The following is a 15,807-nucleotide window of genomic DNA, read 5'->3' on the forward strand; positions in this document are numbered from 1 at the left end:
ATTGAGGCATGATCCCACGGCCTTAGCGACAAGATTCGACCCATGACCTTCCTGCCTGACGTCGGTACCCTGCTCACCTACACTCTGGCCGCGATCCTGCTCTTCATCACGCCGGGTCCCGACATGAGCCTGTTCCTGGCAAAAACCATGTCAGGGGGGCGCAAGGCCGGCATGGCCTCAATGCTGGGTGCGACGGCGGGGTGCTGCGTCCATACGCTGCTCGCGGCGCTGGGGCTCTCGGCACTCCTGGCGGCCTCCGTCACTGCCTTCACGGTGCTGAAGATCGTTGGTGCGCTCTACCTGCTCTGGATGGCGTTCGATGCTGTGCGCCATGGCTCCGCCCTGAGCGTGAAGGAGGAAGGCCGGACGGAAATCTCGTTCTGGAAGACCTTCTTCATGGGTGTGGGCATCAATCTCACGAACCCCAAGGTGGTGCTGTTCTTCGTGACGTTCCTGCCGCAATTCGTGGATGCCAGCGATCCGCATGCGGCCGACAAGCTGTTGTTCCTCGGCTTCTACTTCGTCGCGCTGAACACCCCGATGGGTGTGCTCATGATCCTGGGCGCCGACAAGCTGATTTCTCTCCTGCGCGGCCGCCCGAAGCTCATGCGGGGAATCGACTATTCCTTCGCCGGCCTCTTCTCGGTCTTTGCCGTCAAGATTCTGACAACGGCGCGGTAGGGTTTCGCCGCCGCGGCTCGCGTCCGCCGATGATCGCCCAATAGACGAGGCCGGCCACCGCGCCGGTCAGTCCCAGAATGAGGCTCACATGCAGCTCCTCGGGGCTGGCGATCCGCGCCTGTCCGCGCAGGATCCACGGCACCGCCGCGGTCAGGACCGCGGTCGCCAGCACGTGCCACAGAAGGCTGCGCATCCCCAGCACCTCGCTGACGATGGCGACTAGCAGCGGTGGGAAGATCAGCAGCGTGAACATGATCCGGCCAACCGCCAGGAACGCATCCTCCACGATCGGGCCGGGATCTTCTGCTGCAAACACCGCATCGATCAACGACCAGAAGCCGACGAACAGCGTATCGCCGGTCAGCAGAGCCATCACCGGGTCGACTATGGAGGCGATGAGGAAGAACGTGCCGCTCGCGCCGATGGCGATGAGGAGCGCAAAAGGGATGAGGATGAGCCAGCGGATCATGGCCCATAACTAAGGGAGCCTCAGAGCATGCGCCAGTCAGGCTGTGAAGAAAGCACCGCTCTCAAGGTCAGCGCGATGCCTTTCAGGTTCTACTCGCCATCCCTCACCGCATACACGCCCTCGGCCCCGATGCCCTGTTCGGCCATCATGCGGGCGCGGGCGCGCAGCTTTTCGGTCTCGCTCTTGAGCTGGCCGCAAGCGGCCAGGATATCGCGGCCGCGCGGGGTACGCACGGGAGAGGCGTAGCCGGCGCGGTAGACGATCTCGGAGAAGCGCTCGATCCGCTCCCAGTCCGAGCACTCGTATTTCGAGCCAGGCCAGGGGTTGAACGGGATCAGGTTGATCTTCGCCGGAATGCCCTTCAGCAGCTGGACGAGCTTGCGCGCGTCCGCATCCGAATCGTTCACGCCCTTGAGCATCACGTACTCAAACGTGATGCGGCGCGCATTCGACAGGCCCGGATAGGCCCGGCAGGCATCGAGCAGCTGCTGGATGTCGTATTTGCGGTTGATCGGCACTAGCTCGTCGCGGAGTTCATCGCGCACGGCATGGAGCGAGATCGCCAGCATGGTGTTGGCCTCGCTGCCTAAGCGCTCCATCTGCGGCACGACGCCGGAGGTGGAGACCGTGATGCGCCGGCGCGACAGGGTCAGCCCCTCGCCGTCCGACATCACCTCGATGGCGGCCACCACGTTGTCGGTGTTGTAGAGCGGCTCGCCCATGCCCATGAACACGATGTTGGACACGAAGCGCCCGCCATCGTTGGGCACGAAGGCGCCTTCCGGCGGGGTGGCGCCGGGCCAGTCGCCGATGGCATCGCGGGCGACGATGAGCTGCGCCACGATCTCGGCCGAGGTCAGGTTGCGCACGAGGCGCTGGGTGCCCGTGTGACAGAAGGAGCAGGTGAGCGTGCAGCCGACTTGGCTCGACACGCACAGCGTGCCGCGGTCGACCTCCGGAATGTACACGCACTCGATCTCCGCGCCCTTGTCCAGCGGACCGGTCGAGGCCATGCGGATCAGCCACTTGCGGGTGCCGTCCTTCGAGACCTGCTCAGAGACCACCTGCGGGCGGCCGAGCGTATAGGCGGCTGCCAGCTTGGCGCGCAGCTGCTTGCCCATATTGGTCATCTCGGCGAAGTCCTTGGCGCCCCGGAAATAGATCCAGTGCCAAAGCTGGGCTACGCGCATCTTGAGCTCGCGCTCCGGCACGCCGATGGCTGCCAGCGAGTCCTTCAGCTGATCGCGGGTGAGGCCGACGAGCGAAGCGCCGCCGGGGGCAGCGCCCGCCATCACGTTCAGCTCCGCGGTCTTTTCGATGAACCCGGCCGCGCGCGCGGCATCGCTCACGGCCACGGGAGCCGCATTGGGGTTGCGCTTGGCGATGTCGAGCACCGTCGCCATGGGAGATCATGCCTTCGTTGTTGGGAGTTCGGCGGGCTTATAACACGATTGCGCCGGAAAAGTGAGCGCCTAAACGCAAAATCCGGGCCTCAGGCCCGGAAGATGCTCATTGGAATGCTGGTTTTCAACCGTTCCGGCCATATTCGTCCCTAGACCTCGTGATCAACCTCTCGCCTCATCCTGAGGAGCAGCGCAGCTGCGTCTCGAGGGAGGGTCCAGAGAGCACTGGAGACGCCCTGATCCTTCGAGACGGTCACTGCGTGACCTCCTCAGGATGAGGGCTTAGGGGCGCGTTCTACGAAGCGCATTCCTTGCGGGCGTGCTCCAGGGCCTTGTTGAAGCCGTTGAGGGAATAACGGTCGGTCAGGCTCGAACCGCGGGCCGATTGCGTCTTCACCGTCATGGTGCCGCTCTTCGCCATGGTGGCGATGGCTTGGCCTTCCTCGGCCGGGTTCTTCAGCCAGGCATTGCTGGCCTTGGCCAGGAGAGCATAGGACGTGTTGCCGACGGAAACCTCGGCGGGACCGTTCTCCTTGGCCGTGAAGCCGAATTCGAACGCCACCTCGTTCCTCACGTTCTCCGCCGGGCGGAAGGAAACGAAGAGATAGGCTGGGTCGCGGCTGGCCGTCTTGGGCGACGTGTCCTTCGGGCGGCTGAGCGCATAGCAGATCTTCGAGCGCCCGCTCTGGGCCATGTAGACCTCCCAGTCGCCGTAGGACGTCACGAGCGAGCCGCCGGGGCTCGCGGCCCGGGCAGGCTTGGCCGTGCTGGCAGCGGCCGCCGCTCCGGCGGCTGCGCCCGCTGCTGCTGCGGGCTTGGCCGGCGTGGTCTTGGCAGCAGAGGGCTTCGCTGCGGCAGCCGGCTTAGCTGCAGGCTTGGCGGGCGCCGAGCGGGTGGATGGCTGCGTCGAACGCTGGGCCTGAGCCAGGGCTGCAGGTCCGGTTCCGATGGCGACGAGGGCGGATAGAATGCCCGCGGCGATGCCGCGCTGGAGAGATGCAGAGGTCATGGGCGGGACGATACAAGCCGATGGTTAAGAACTTTTCACCACCTCCGTTAAGGCCGCGCCGGGAGATTGGCGATGCGTCGAAACGTGGCGGTTGCTTCAAGGATGCCGGTTCGAGCTGAACGCTAAAGCATTGCGCGGAAAAGTGGATCCGGTTTTCCGCCCGGTACGATGCTCTCTTCCAAGAAGGAAGCATCGCGTGGCCCTCCGGGTCCGCTCCAAACGATGCTCTCATCTATGAAGAAGCATCGGATTGGATCCCAAACGTGCAAGTCCACGTTTGGGTCCGATGCTTGTGCCCAATAAAAAGGGCCGCTTGCGCGACCCGTCCAGTATCCTTCAAAGCTTGTTCGTTTTTGAAATCGTCGGAGGAGTTGAAATCACTTCGTTGCTAATAGAATCACTTATAACGACAAGCAATAACATTTCAATAAGTACATATTCTTATTGGGTGCGGCCTGCCTGGACTATTGCTGAGCTTCACCTTGCGTCTCGGCCAAGGTCTTGCGGGCCTTCTCCCGGTGATCTTCGGTGATGGACCCGGCCACCTGGGTGATGGCTGCTGCAAGCACGGCTGCGTCGTCGGCAAAGCCGATGAGCGGCAGGAGGTCGGCGATCGCATCGGTCGGGAACACGAAATATGCAATGGCCCCGATGAGAATCAGCTTCACGCGGCTCGGACTCGAGGGGTCGGTGGCGCAGAAATAGGCGGCCACGAGATCCTCGGCGAAGGGGATCTTGCCGGCAACACGCTTGAGTTTTTCCCAGAAGCGGCGCTTGAGGCCTTCCTCGTCTCGGGTCGCCTGGCGCATGGCCTCCATCTCGGCCTTGGTGAAAGGCTTCACGAAGGGTTCGCTCATCCGGTCTGTTCCTTCCATGGTCTGCGTTCCCGTTCCGTCGAGGATACCGTAAGAGGTGTCCCCACACAGGGAGAAAAGCGATGAAGCTCGACAAATTGATGGCAGCCATCGTCACCGGAGGCGCTTCGGGCCTCGGCGAGGCCACGGCCCGCATGCTCGCGGCCAGCGGCGCAAAGGTGGCCATTCTCGATATGAACGCCGAGCGCGGCGGCGAGGTTGCCCGCGACATCGGCGCCGTCTTCTGCCGAGCCGACGTCACGGACGAGGCCTCGATCGATTCGGCGCTGGCCGAAGCGCGCGCGGCGAACGGCATCGAGCGCGTTCTGGTGAACTGCGCCGGCATTGCGCCGGGCAAGCGCACGGTGGCGAAGAAGCGCGACACCGGCGAACTGATCCCCCATGATCTGGCGAGCTTCCGCCGCGCGGTGGAGATCAACCTCATCGGCACCTACGCGATGATCTCGAAATGCGCGGCCGCCATGGCGGGCCTGGACCCGGTCACGCTGGACGGCGGGCGCGGCGTCATCGTCAACACCTCGTCGGTGGCAGCCCAAGACGGTCAGATCGGGCAGGCCGCCTATGCCGCCTCCAAGGGCGGCGTGCTGGGCCTGACGCTTCCCGTCGCGCGCGATCTTTCGGGATTCGGCATCCGGGTGATGACCATCATGCCGGGCCTGTTCCACACGCCGCTCTTCGAGGGCATCGCGGAGGATTACCGCAAGGCGCTAGAAGCCAACGTGCCGTTCCCGTCCCGCCTTGGCCGGCCCGAGGAATATGCGAATCTCGTCAAGGCCATCATCGAGAACGACATGCTCAACGGCGAAGGCATCCGCCTCGACGGCGCGCTGCGCATGCAGCCGAAGTAGGTTTGAACAACATCAGCGGGCTGTCGCCATGGCGACAGCCCGCTCTCTTAAACTGTGCTTGTCAGAGTACGAGGTCAGTGTGGGTCAGACCAAGGCTCTTGCTGAGTTTCGCGATCTGCACGGCGGCCTGGGCACCTGTGCCATCTGCATCGAAAAAGAGCGTTCCGTTGTCCTCATTGTAGAACACACGGGTCTCCCCATCCCGGGCTTGCGCTCCGACATGGAAAGCCTTCTCGGCCAGGAAATCGCCCTCTTTGAAGCTGCTGAGATCGGGACCCGACAGCTTGATCTTGTCCTCTCCTGACTTGAAGTCGGTGACGACATCGACGTTTCCGCCCTTCGCTGCCTTGAGCGTGAACGCGAAGGTGTCATTGCCGCTGCCGCCGGTGAGCCGATCCTGACCGAGACCGCCGATCAGGAGATCGTCGCCATCGCCGCCATGGAGGCGGTCGTTGCCGATGCCGCCATCCAGCACGTCATGGCCAGCCCGGCCCCAGAGGGCATCGTGGCCAACGTCACCGAAAAAGCTGTTGTCGGAATCGTTGCCTTTCAACGTATCGGCCTTGAGGGTGCCGATCAGGTTCTCGATTGACACGAAGGTCTTCGTTCCGACGCGCGTGTTCTGAGCGCCGGAAAGGGCAAGATCCACGCGGGCGCCCACTTTCGGAATCCACATGACGACGTCCGTGGAAAGAACGGCAGTGTCAACGCCCTCACCGCCATCGAGGAGGTCATCGCCCGGGCCGCCGACGAGGGTGTCATCGCCAGCTCCGCCGTAGAGCCTGTCGTGACCGTCTGCTCCGCCGCGGTTGCCGAGACCGAACAGAAGATCGTTGTCTGCGCCGCCATTGATCGTGTCATGGCCACGGGTTGCAAACAGCACGTCCTTTCCGTCGGTACCATCCACCACAATGCTGAACTTCTCGGATTCCGGCGGCGTTTGGGTCGGCTTTGTCTTGAGGATTCTCTGATTCAATTTTGCCATAGGTCTGCTCATTAAGGTCTGAAATATTGCATGATGTGCAATAAAGGTACCTTGGCCATTCAATGAGCAGCTTAGTCAAGTCGATTTTACCAATAAAATCAGTTTACATAAGAACTATACTTAATTTGTAAGAAAGAATTAGAATAAAATCTTATGTTAAACCCTCCGATTGGAGGGGTGAACATTGAAATCAGCTATAAAGGACCATGGAATACTCTTTTAATAGACAGTTCTGATCCTAGTGGGCAGAGCTTTCAAGGAACTTCGCCCCGGTTTTCGGGAAAGCTCTTGAGATCCGGGGTGCAGAGCCAGGTCTCGCGGCGCTTGATCCAGGCCTCGTAGGTCGGCGTGAAGAGGTTTGGCTCGTCAAAGGCGCCGAGCTTGATCTCGATCTCGTCGCCTGCATCCCGGTCGAACACCTGCGAGCCGCAGACGGGGCAAAAGCAGCGCTCGGATTCCGGCGTGGCGGACCAGGTTCGGATTTGTCCTGTGATCGTCACCTGATCGACGGGGTAGATCACGAAGGCATTGAAGGGCGCGCCGCTGATCTTGCGGCATGTCATGCAATGGCACAGGCCCACGCGCTTCGGCTCGCCCGTGGTCTTGAACGTCAGCTGGCCGCAGGCGCAGCCGCCCGTCAGGGTGCGGGGTTTGGCCATGGCCTACCTCTTGGTCAGTCCGGCAGCCATCTGGTCCATGCGCTGCGCGAGTTCGACGTCGCGGCGCGTGAGGCCCTTGGCATCGTGGGTCGCCAGCGTGACCTCGACCCTGTTGTAGGTGTTGGACCATTCGGGATGGTGGTTCATGGCCTCGGCTGCGAGCGCCACGCGGGTCATCCAGCCGAAAGCCTGGCTGAAATCGTCGAAGACGAAACGCTTGGTGATCGCATCGCGGCCTTCGACCATCGCCCAGCCGTCGAGGGCGGGGAGGAGTTCCTGGCGCTCAGAATCGGACAGTCGGGGCATGAGCAGGCTTCACTTTTTAGAAACGATGTCTCTAGTCATGAAGCGGCGTGGCGCGGTTTCAAGGGCTCATGCCCTCATGTCATTCCCGGAAGGACGCGCAGCGGAGGGGAAGGGAATCCACCCACACGCTCTGCACGATGGATCCTCTACCCGCACTTCGTGCGCCGGGGACGACAATGATGGCTTATGGAATAGCGAGCACGCGAATGAGCCCCAGGCTGACCGCAATCAGCACCAGGAGAGAAACCGTCACGGCGAGCGTCACCCGCCCGCCGACCTTGCCCAACACTTTGAGGTCAACACCGAGTCCAAGTGCCGCCATCGAGATAACCGTGAGGAGCGTCGCAGTCGGCATCACGATCTGCAGGAGCGCTTCGGGAATGGCGCCGAGGGAACGCAGCAGGGCGAGGCCTAAGAAGCCGACGATGAACCAGGGTACGAGCCGGTTGAGGGCAAGTCTCGCTCTTGGGCCTTCTGCCTGTTGGCTCGCGAAGAGTGACAGCCCGATGACCACCGGACCGAGCATCAGCACGCGCACGAGCTTCACGAGGGTGCCGAGCTGTGTGCTCACGAGACCGACCGGCATGGTGGCGGCCAGCACCTGCGGCACCGCATAGACCGTGAGGCCCGCCAGCACGCCGTACTGCGTCATCGACAGGCCGATGAGCGGCACCAGCAGGGGCAGGGCGAGCACGACGATCACGCCGAGGATGGCCGTGAAGGCGATGGACGAGGCTACATCCGCAGGTCTCGCGCCGATCACCGGCGCAACCGCCGCGATCGCCGAGTTGCCGCAGATCGCGTTGCCGCAGGCCACCAGCACCGCCATGCGCTTCGGCAGGCCGAGCATCCGGCCGAGGGCGTAGCTTGCACCGAGCGCCACGGCCACCACGACCGCGATGCCGATGATGAGGGCGAAGCCTGCATCGAGCACTGCCTGAAAGCTGATCGAGGCGCCGAGCAGCATCACGGCGATCTCGAGCAGGGTCTTGGCGGAAAAGCCGATGCCCGGGGCCCAGCGCCGGCTGGGCGTCCACAGGGTGCGCAGGAGAGTGCCGAGCAGGATCGCGATGACGAGCGCCTCGAGCCACGGTCGGCCGGTCCAGTGCTCCTCGATCCGTTGAAGGCCCATGGCGGCAAACGCAATCGCTGCGCAAAGGGCGGTGCCCGGCGCCAGTTGCGCGAGAGGAATGCGGATCATTGGATCGGTTCAGTCCTGCGTGTCGTTAGGACGGGCTATTCGCAAGGTTGACAGGATGCAAGCGCAATCGGATCGGGGGTCATTCCGGGGCGCCGCAGGCGAGCCCGGAATCCATAAACACGACATCTCCAGGTTAGGGCGAGCAGTGTTGCGCTTCTGTCTGCATCGTTAGCGGTTATGAATTTCCACGCCTTCGGCGCGGCCCTTCGGGTCGGGCTCCGCTGCGCGGCCCCGGAATGACAGTGGCTAAGTAAACGCTAGTCCCCAAACCCATCCTCAATCGCGCGCCAGTTCTGCGTCAGCGTAACCGTGTCCCGGTCGATGACGATGAAGCAGCCGCCGCCCGGATGCTGCGGACGGCTTTCGCGGCCGATCTCCACTGTCTGCAGATGAGCCGTGAGCAGGCAGCCCACGGCGCCGTGGGACACGATGACGATGTCGCCGGAGGTCTGATCTTCGCGCAGAATGCGGCTCACGGCCGTCACGATGCGTGCCTGCGCGTCGATGGCGCGCTCCCAGCCGCGGATGCTCTCGTGCGGGCGGCCGAAGAAGTCGCGCACCACCGCCCAGAATTCCGGCGGCGCGATGAAGCCCGTGGACGAGCGGTCGTTCTCGCCGAGACCCTCATGCGTTGCGTAAGGCAGGTTGAGCCGCTCCGCCACGATCGCGGCGCCATCCCGCGCTTTCCGCTCGGTGCTCGCATGAACGGCCGTGATGGTGCGGTCTGCGAGCAGATCCACGAACCGCTCCATGCGGGCACGACCGGTGGAATTGAGCGGCCATTCGGTGATCGGCTGGTCCGGGTCGATGACCACTTCGGGATGCGTCAGAAAAATGAGCGAAGCCATGACCGTGGCTGTAACAGTCCTGCCTGGGAGCGTCGAGCCTAGCTCAAGGGGTAGGCTGCCTCGATCACATAGGGACCGCCGCCCACGGAGGCGCGTGACGAGTAGAGCACGAAGCGGTGCGCCGAGAAGGTGAGCTTCCGAAAGTGCCCGTGGGTGGCGATGTAATGCGCGACGTCGACCGGAGAGACCTGCTTCAGGCGCGCTAATGTGATGTGCGGCGTGAACTTGCGGGTCTCGGGTGGCAGGCCCACTTGGCGCAGGAGACGCTCCTGCTCCGCATGCAGCTCGTTCAACTCGCCATTGCCGGATGTGCGGGCAAAGACCGCCCGGGGCTTTGAGCCGCCGAAGCTGTCGAGCCCGTCGATGGTGAGGGTGAACGGAGCGCGCTGGCGCCTCTCGCCGAGAACGGAGCACACGTCATCGGCCATGCGCTCGTCGATGTCGCCGATGAAGCGCAGGGTGATGTGGTAATTCTCAGGCTCGACCCAGCGGGCGCCGGGAAGCCCGCCACGAAAGCCCGACAACGCCAGGGCGATCTCGGCCGGGATCTCGATGCCGGTGAACAGGCGTGGCATGCGGCACCTCCCAGGGCTTGCTGATGCCAACTCAGACGATTGGTGGCCGGGTTTGTTCCGATCACTGCTCGTAGGTCATCCCGGACGCCGCAGGCGGTCCGGGATCGTTGGACGAGGATGGCTCAAGTCACCTCTCCCGGTGGGAGAGGTCGCGCCTTCAGGCGCGGGTGAGGGGTTACAGGTCTATCCGGACAGGACACTAACCCCTCACCCCAACCCTCTCCCTCAGGGAGAGGGAGACCAGCGCCCCATTCTACAAGCGATCCCGGATCGGCTTGCGCCGTCCGGGATGACGCTTTCAACGTTACGGGCAGGGATTGCAGTGCTCGACATGGATGGCGTCGATGCGCTTCTCCAGCTCCGGCGTGATCGTCACGGTGGTCGAGGCGATGTCCGTCTTCAGCTGCTCCATGGACGTGGCGCCGATGATGTTGGACGTCACGAAGGGGCGCGAGTTGACGAAGGCCAGCGCCATCTGGGCCGGGTCGAGATCGAACTCACGCGCCAACGCCACGTATTTGCGGATCGCCGCCTCGGCGGTGGCATTCTCGTAGCGCTGACCGCGGCCGAACAGGGTGGTGCGGGTTCCCGGCGGGCGGGCGCCGTCGAGATACTTGCCCGTGAGATAGCCTTGCGCCAGCGGCGAATAGGCGAGCAGGCTCACGTTCTCCTGCATCGTCACCTCGGCCAGCGCCACCTCGTAGGTGCGGTTGAGGAGGTTGTAGGCGTTCTGGATCGACTGCACCCGCGCCAGGCCCTTGGCGTCCGCATGCTTGAGGAAGGTCATGGTGCCCCAGGCGCTCTCGTTGGAGAGGCCGAAATGGCGGATCTTTCCGGCCTTCACCAGGTCGGTCATGATCTCGACCGTCTCGGCGATGGGGTGGGACTGGCCTTCCTGGTGGCGGAAGATCGTTGGGTTCGACCCCCAGGGCATGGGGCGGTCGGGCCAGTGGATCTGGTAGAGGTCGATGTAATCAGTCTGGAGCCGCTTCAGGCTCTTGTTCACCGCCTCCTCGATCTGCTTGCGCGACAGTTCGGCCTTCGAGCCGTCATCCCGGTACCAGGTGCTGTCGGAGCGGCCGACCACCTTGGTGGCGAGAATCACCTTGTTGCGGGAGCCGCGGGACTTGAACCAGGAGCCGATGATCCGTTCCGTGGACCCTTGCGTCTCCGGCTTGGGCGGAATCGAGTAGAGTTCGGCGGTGTCGAAGAAGTTGACGCCCTGGTCGAGGGCATAATCCATCTGCTCGTGGCCCTCGGCCTCCGTGTTCTGCTGGCCCCAGGTCATGGTGCCGAGGCAGATGAGGCTGACATTGAGGTCCGTGCGGCCGAGGCGGCGATGTTCCATAGGTACAGGCTCCTCGCGGCGATAGGGTCCGCCGCGTTCAGGCGAGAATGAGGCGCTAAACAGGTTCAGCGCTGGGCGATGCGGGCGAGAAAGCTCTCGACGGTGGGCAGGATGCGCGCGACGATGATCTCGATCCCCTTGGCCGTCGGGTGCAGGCCGTCGGGCAGGTTGAGGGACCGCTCGCCGGCGACTCCGTCCAGGAAGAAGGGATAGAGCACAAGGTCGTGCTTCTTCGCAATGTCCGGATAGAGGCTGTCGAATTTCTGCACGTAATCGGGCCCAAGATTGCGCGAGGCATACATGCCCGCGAGCATCACCGGGATGTTGCGGGCCTTCAACCGCTCGACGATGGTGTCGATGTTCTTGCGGGTGAGCGCCGGATCGAGCCCGCGCAGCATGTCGTTGGCGCCGAGCTCCAGGATCACCCCGTGGGTGCCGTCGGGCACCGACCAGTCGAGCCGGTCGAGGCCGCCGGAGGAGGTGTCGCCGGAGACGCCCGCATTCGCGACCTCGACCCTGTAGCCCTTGGCCTTGAGCGCCCGCTCCAGCGCCACCGGGAAGGCGGCCTCCTGCGGCAGGCCATAGCCCGCGCTCAGGCTGTCGCCCAAGGCCACGAGGCGGATCGGCTGGCCTTGCGCTTGAGACTCCGGAAGGGGGGCGATCATGGCGGCAAGGGCCGCCGCACACGCAAAAATGATCGTCATGAATGGGCCGGATTGGCGCTTCATCGATAGGCTTCCCATCTATGCCGGACTAGAACCGGGTTAAATTCAAGTTTCCAACAGATCGGGTGAATGGGCATGCAGGACAAGGCCATCGCGCTGCACGATGTCGATTTGAGCCTCGGGCGCGGGGCCGCACGGGTGCATATCCTCAAGGGAATTTCCCTGGATATCCCCAAAGGCGAGGCGGTGGGGCTCGTCGGCCCCTCGGGTTCGGGCAAGTCGACCCTGCTCATGACCATGGCCGGGTTGGAGCGCCCCGATTCCGGAAAAGTGATCGTCGACGGCACCGACCTATCGGGCCTCGACGAGGACGCGCTGGCGCGCTTTCGCGGCCGGCGCATCGGCATCGTGTTCCAGTCCTTCCACCTCGTGCCCACCATGACGGCGCTGGAGAACGTGGCGCTTCCCCTGGAGCTTGCCGGCGAGGACGACGCCTTCGAGCGGGCGGAAGCCGAGCTGCAGGCCGTGGGCCTCGGGTCTCGCTTGCACCATTATCCGGCGCAGCTCTCCGGCGGCGAGCAGCAGCGCGTGGCGATCGCCCGCGCCATCGTGCCGAATCCGGCGATTCTTGTGGCCGACGAGCCCACCGGCAACCTCGACGAGAACACCGGCGGGTCCATCATCGACCTGCTCTTCGCCCTCAAGCGCGACCGGGGCGCGACCCTGGTGCTCGTGACCCACGACCTCAACCTCGCCCGCCTGTGCGACCGCATGGTGCGCCTGCGCTCCGGGCAGCTGGAGGCCGATGCCGCCTCCGCCGTGGCCTAAGGACAAACCCCATGCACGGCACCCTTCCGGCCACGCCGCAGAGGCGCTCTTCGTCGTCCCGCCTGCCGCTCCTGCTGCGCCTCGCTTTCCGAGAGCTGCGCGCGGGGCTCAAAGGCTTCGGCATTTTCCTGGCTTGCATCGCGCTGGGCGTTGCGGCGATTGCCAGCGTCTCGTCCCTGTCGCGGTCGCTCACCGAGGGTATCTCCCGCGAGGGGCGCCGGATCCTCGGCGGCGACATGGCCTTTTCCCTGATCCAGCGCGAGGCAGCCGCACCCGAGCGCGCCTTCCTGGAATCGCAGGGCCGGGTCAACGTGATCGCCTCCATGCGGGCCATGGCCGTTGCCGGCGACAAGGGCTCCGGCCTCGTCGAGATGAAGGCGGTCGATGGCGGCTATCCCACCGTCGGTGCGCTCGAGACCGATCCGCAGTTGCCCCCCGCCGAGCTCTTTGCCGAGCGCGACGGCGCCTTCGGGACGGCGGTCGATTCGGCGCTGCTGGCGCGGCTCGACCTCAAGGTCGGCGACCGTGTCACGGTGGGCGGCGCCAACGTGGAGCTGCGGGCGCGGCTTGTCTCCGAGCCCGACAAGATCGCCGACGGCATCGGCTTCGGGCCGCGGCTGCTGCTCTCACGGGAGGCCTTGGATGCCACGGGCCTCGTGCAGCCCGGCAGCCTCGTGCGCTGGACCTACCGGCTCATCCTGCCGCCGGAGGTGTCAACCGAGGAGGGGCTGACCCGGATCGAGGCGGAGGCGGGCCGCGTCCTGCCCGAGGCGGGCTGGAACATCCGAACGCGCCTGAATGCCGATCCGCGCTTCGCCCGCAACATCGAGCGTTTCACCCAGTTCCTCACGCTCGTCGGCCTCACGGCGCTGCTCGTGGGCGGCGTCGGCGTCGCCAATGCGGTGCGCGGCTTCATCGACCGCAAGCGGGCCTCCATTGCCACCCTCAAGAGCCTCGGCGCGCCCGGCGGCCAGGTGGTGATGCTCTACCTCACCCAGGTGATGCTGATCGCCATCGTGGGCATCGGCATCGGGCTGGCCTTCGGGGCCGCCCTGCCGTTCGTGATCACCGGATTGTTCGGCCATCTCCTGCCGATCCCGATCCAGCCGACGCTCGCCTGGAGCGAGCTCGGCATTGCGCTGCTCTATGGGGTGCTGACCGCGCTCGTCTTCGCCATCGCGCCGTTGGGCCGTGCCCATGACGTGCCGGTCTCAGGGTTGTTCCGCGACCAGATCGACCCGGAACGGCGCTGGCCGCGCAAGCGCTATGTGACGGCGCTCATTCTGTCCGTTACGGCGCTCGTGGGCCTGTCGGTGCTCGCGGCCTATGACCGGCGTGTCGCCCTGATGTTCGTGGCCGCGGCCGCAGGCTCCTTCGCGCTCCTGCGCGTCGTCGCCTTCGGGATCATGGCGCTGGCCCGCCGCCTGCCGCGCCCGCGGAGCACCTCGCCGCGGCTGGCCCTTGCCAACATCCACCGCCCCGGCGCGCTCACGCCCTCGCTCGTGCTCTCGCTGGGCCTCGGCATCACGCTCCTGGTGACGCTCGCGCTAATCGACACCAACCTGACGCGCCAGCTGACGCAAAGCCTGCCGCAGCGGGCGCCGAGCTTCTTCTTCCTCGACATCCCGAACCAGCAGGCCGACGCCTTCGAGGGCTTCCTCAAACAGCAGGCGTCCGATGCCCAGATCGAGCGCGTGCCCATGATGCGCGGCCGTCTCGTCACCCTGGGCGGCCGGCCTGTGGCCGAGATCAAGGCCAGCGAGGACATCTCCTGGGTGCTCTCGGGCGACCGCGGCATCACCTATGCCAAAGCGCCCCCGGAGGGATCGAAGATCGTGCAAGGTGAGTGGTGGCCGGAGGATTATCGTGGCAAGCCGCTGGTCTCCTTCGACCGGAAGATCGCCGAGGGTCTTGGGTTGAAGATCGGCGACGAGATCACCGTCAACGTGCTCGGGCGCAACATCAGCGCCACGATCTCCAACCTGCGCGAGGTTGAATGGCGCTCCATGGGCATCAACTTCGTCATGGTGTTCTCGCCCAATGCCTTTGCCGGCGCGCCGCACACGCATCTCGCCACCGTCACCTTCCCGAACGGATCGGATGAGGCGCTCGACGCCCGCATCCTGCGCAGCTCAGCCCAAACCTATCCCATGGTCACGAGCGTGCGGGTGAAGGATGCCCTTGAGGCTGTCAACGATGTGGTCTCGCAGCTCGTCATGGCGATTCGCGGCGCAAGCTCCATTGCGCTCATCGCGAGCCTCCTGGTGCTGGCAGGCGCCCTGGCGGCCGGCCACCGGGCGCGGCTCTACGATGCGGTGGTGCTCAAGACCCTCGGCGCCACCCGCGCCCGGCTGCTCTCGGCCTATGCGCTCGAATACGGGCTCTTAGGGTTGGCGACGGCAGTCTTCGGTCTGCTGGCAGGCTCGCTTGCCGCTTATTTCATCGTCGACCGTGTCATGAACCTAAGCTTTACCTTAGATTTGTCGGGCGCCATCCTGGCCTCGGCCTTGGCGGTTCTCGTGAGTGTCGGATTAGGCCTGCTGGGAACCTGGCGGATCTTAAGTCAAAAGCCGGCGCAGTATTTGAGAAACCTTTAAGCCGCGCGGGCACGGCGGCGTTATAAAGGAGCGCGAAAAGGTTAATGAGGAGCAGCATCAACTCTGCTCTTCACTTTTCTTGCTTCACGAAGATTTGAAGCTTGACCTTGCCCCTTGCGGAAAAGGGGGCTCCCCCTCATATTTTGCATGTCGCCGACAAACGCGGCGGCCGAAGGCTGGTAACCGGCCTTTCGAGGGAACAACGGGATACCGCGAGGAAAGGACTTCGATGCAACCGTATGAGCAAAACCAACACGCCTATGGCACCGGCTTTGCCCGGACGGCGGCTCAGGTCGACCAAGGCCTGCGCGCCTTCATGCTCGGCGTCTACAACAACATGGTCCTGGGCCTTGCCATCTCGGCCCTGGTCGCGCTCGGCATCAACATGCTGGCCACCACGAGCGATCCGTCGCAAGCGGTTGCCCGGATGGGTGGTGTTGGCCTGACCCAGTTCGGCGCGACCCTGTATGGCTCGCCCCTGATGTGGGTTGTGGCGCTGGCGCCTCTGGC

The 15,807-nt window shown here is 64.4% G+C and carries 16 protein-coding genes and 1 pseudogene; 5 read left to right on the plus strand and 12 right to left on the minus strand.

What is annotated here, in order from left to right; all coding sequences use genetic code 11:
• Positions 1–42: 42 nt before the first annotated feature.
• Positions 43–681, plus strand: coding sequence for a LysE family translocator (locus IC232_RS16445; RefSeq protein WP_190846067.1), 639 nt, complete (start codon positions 43–45; stop codon positions 679–681).
• On the opposite strand, the gene IC232_RS16450 is transcribed toward IC232_RS16445, so the two are convergent.
• The 4 genes from IC232_RS16450 to IC232_RS16465 all read right to left on the minus strand — a co-directional run bounded on the left by IC232_RS16450 (position 656) and on the right by IC232_RS16465 (position 4,419).
• Positions 656–1,150: a hypothetical protein gene (locus IC232_RS16450; protein WP_190846068.1), complete on the minus strand. Its 495-nt coding sequence runs from the start codon at positions 1,148–1,150 to the stop codon at positions 656–658. The two genes, IC232_RS16445 and IC232_RS16450, sit on opposite strands and share 26 nt — an antisense overlap.
• A gap of 89 nt (positions 1,151–1,239) precedes the next feature.
• Positions 1,240–2,442, minus strand: a complete 1,203-nt coding sequence (rlmN, locus tag IC232_RS16455) for a 23S rRNA (adenine(2503)-C(2))-methyltransferase RlmN (protein ID WP_246812251.1) — start codon at positions 2,440–2,442, stop codon at positions 1,240–1,242.
• A 406-nt stretch (positions 2,443–2,848) separates the two neighbouring features.
• Positions 2,849–3,562: a hypothetical protein gene (locus tag IC232_RS16460; protein ID WP_190846069.1), complete on the minus strand. Its 714-nt coding sequence runs from the start codon at positions 3,560–3,562 to the stop codon at positions 2,849–2,851.
• Between the two features lie 464 nt (positions 3,563–4,026).
• Positions 4,027–4,419, minus strand: coding sequence for a YkvA family protein (locus IC232_RS16465; protein WP_190846070.1), 393 nt, complete (start codon positions 4,417–4,419; stop codon positions 4,027–4,029).
• An 80-nt stretch (positions 4,420–4,499) separates the two neighbouring features.
• Here IC232_RS16465 and IC232_RS16470 point away from each other — a divergent pair, with 80 nt between their 5' ends.
• Entirely contained in the window at positions 4,500–5,285 is a 786-nt protein-coding gene (locus IC232_RS16470) for an SDR family NAD(P)-dependent oxidoreductase (RefSeq protein ID WP_190846071.1), read from the plus strand.
• Between the two features lie 61 nt (positions 5,286–5,346).
• On the opposite strand, the gene IC232_RS16475 is transcribed toward IC232_RS16470, so the two are convergent.
• The 8 genes from IC232_RS16475 to IC232_RS16510 form a co-directional block, all read right to left on the minus strand.
• Positions 5,347–6,270, minus strand: a complete 924-nt coding sequence (locus IC232_RS16475; protein ID WP_190846072.1) for a calcium-binding protein — start codon at positions 6,268–6,270, stop codon at positions 5,347–5,349.
• Between the two features lie 254 nt (positions 6,271–6,524).
• The gene (locus tag IC232_RS16480; RefSeq protein ID WP_190846073.1) at positions 6,525–6,929 is read right to left on the minus strand and encodes a GFA family protein; all 405 of its coding nucleotides are present in this window, start codon (positions 6,927–6,929) and stop codon (positions 6,525–6,527) included.
• A gap of 3 nt (positions 6,930–6,932) precedes the next feature.
• Positions 6,933–7,235 (minus strand): 4a-hydroxytetrahydrobiopterin dehydratase, encoded by a 303-nt coding sequence (locus tag IC232_RS16485; protein WP_036346523.1) that lies wholly within the window; start codon positions 7,233–7,235, stop codon positions 6,933–6,935.
• 184 nt (positions 7,236–7,419) lie between these two features.
• Positions 7,420–8,436 carry a YeiH family protein gene (locus IC232_RS16490; protein ID WP_190846074.1) on the minus strand — a complete coding sequence of 339 codons (1,017 nt, stop codon included), beginning with the start codon at positions 8,434–8,436 and terminating at the stop codon, positions 7,420–7,422.
• 257 nt (positions 8,437–8,693) lie between these two features.
• Positions 8,694–9,284, minus strand: a complete 591-nt coding sequence (locus IC232_RS16495) for a histidine phosphatase family protein (RefSeq protein WP_190846075.1) — start codon at positions 9,282–9,284, stop codon at positions 8,694–8,696.
• A gap of 38 nt (positions 9,285–9,322) precedes the next feature.
• Positions 9,323–9,859 carry an RNA 2',3'-cyclic phosphodiesterase gene (thpR, locus tag IC232_RS16500; protein WP_190846076.1) on the minus strand — a complete coding sequence of 179 codons (537 nt, stop codon included), beginning with the start codon at positions 9,857–9,859 and terminating at the stop codon, positions 9,323–9,325.
• A gap of 304 nt (positions 9,860–10,163) precedes the next feature.
• Complete coding sequence (locus IC232_RS16505) at positions 10,164–11,207, minus strand: aldo/keto reductase (RefSeq protein WP_190846077.1); 1,044 nt, start codon at positions 11,205–11,207, stop codon at positions 10,164–10,166.
• A gap of 65 nt (positions 11,208–11,272) precedes the next feature.
• Positions 11,273–11,935: an arylesterase gene (locus IC232_RS16510; RefSeq protein WP_190846078.1), complete on the minus strand. Its 663-nt coding sequence runs from the start codon at positions 11,933–11,935 to the stop codon at positions 11,273–11,275.
• Between the two features lie 66 nt (positions 11,936–12,001).
• On the opposite strand from IC232_RS16510, the gene IC232_RS16515 reads away from it, so the two are divergent.
• The 3 genes and pseudogenes from IC232_RS16515 to IC232_RS16525 all read left to right on the plus strand — a co-directional run.
• Positions 12,002–12,700, plus strand: coding sequence for an ABC transporter ATP-binding protein (locus tag IC232_RS16515; RefSeq protein ID WP_409564935.1), 699 nt, complete (start codon positions 12,002–12,004; stop codon positions 12,698–12,700).
• A gap of 11 nt (positions 12,701–12,711) precedes the next feature.
• Positions 12,712–15,297, plus strand: a complete 2,586-nt coding sequence (locus IC232_RS16520) for an ABC transporter permease (protein ID WP_190846080.1) — start codon at positions 12,712–12,714, stop codon at positions 15,295–15,297.
• Positions 15,298–15,526: 229 nt separating this feature from the next.
• Positions 15,527–15,807: pseudogene (locus IC232_RS16525) on the plus strand (BAX inhibitor (BI)-1/YccA family protein); the annotation flags it as partial.

Origin of the sequence: Microvirga sp. (assembly GCF_014699075.1) — a bacterium.
Lineage (GTDB): Bacteria > Pseudomonadota > Alphaproteobacteria > Rhizobiales > Beijerinckiaceae > Microvirga.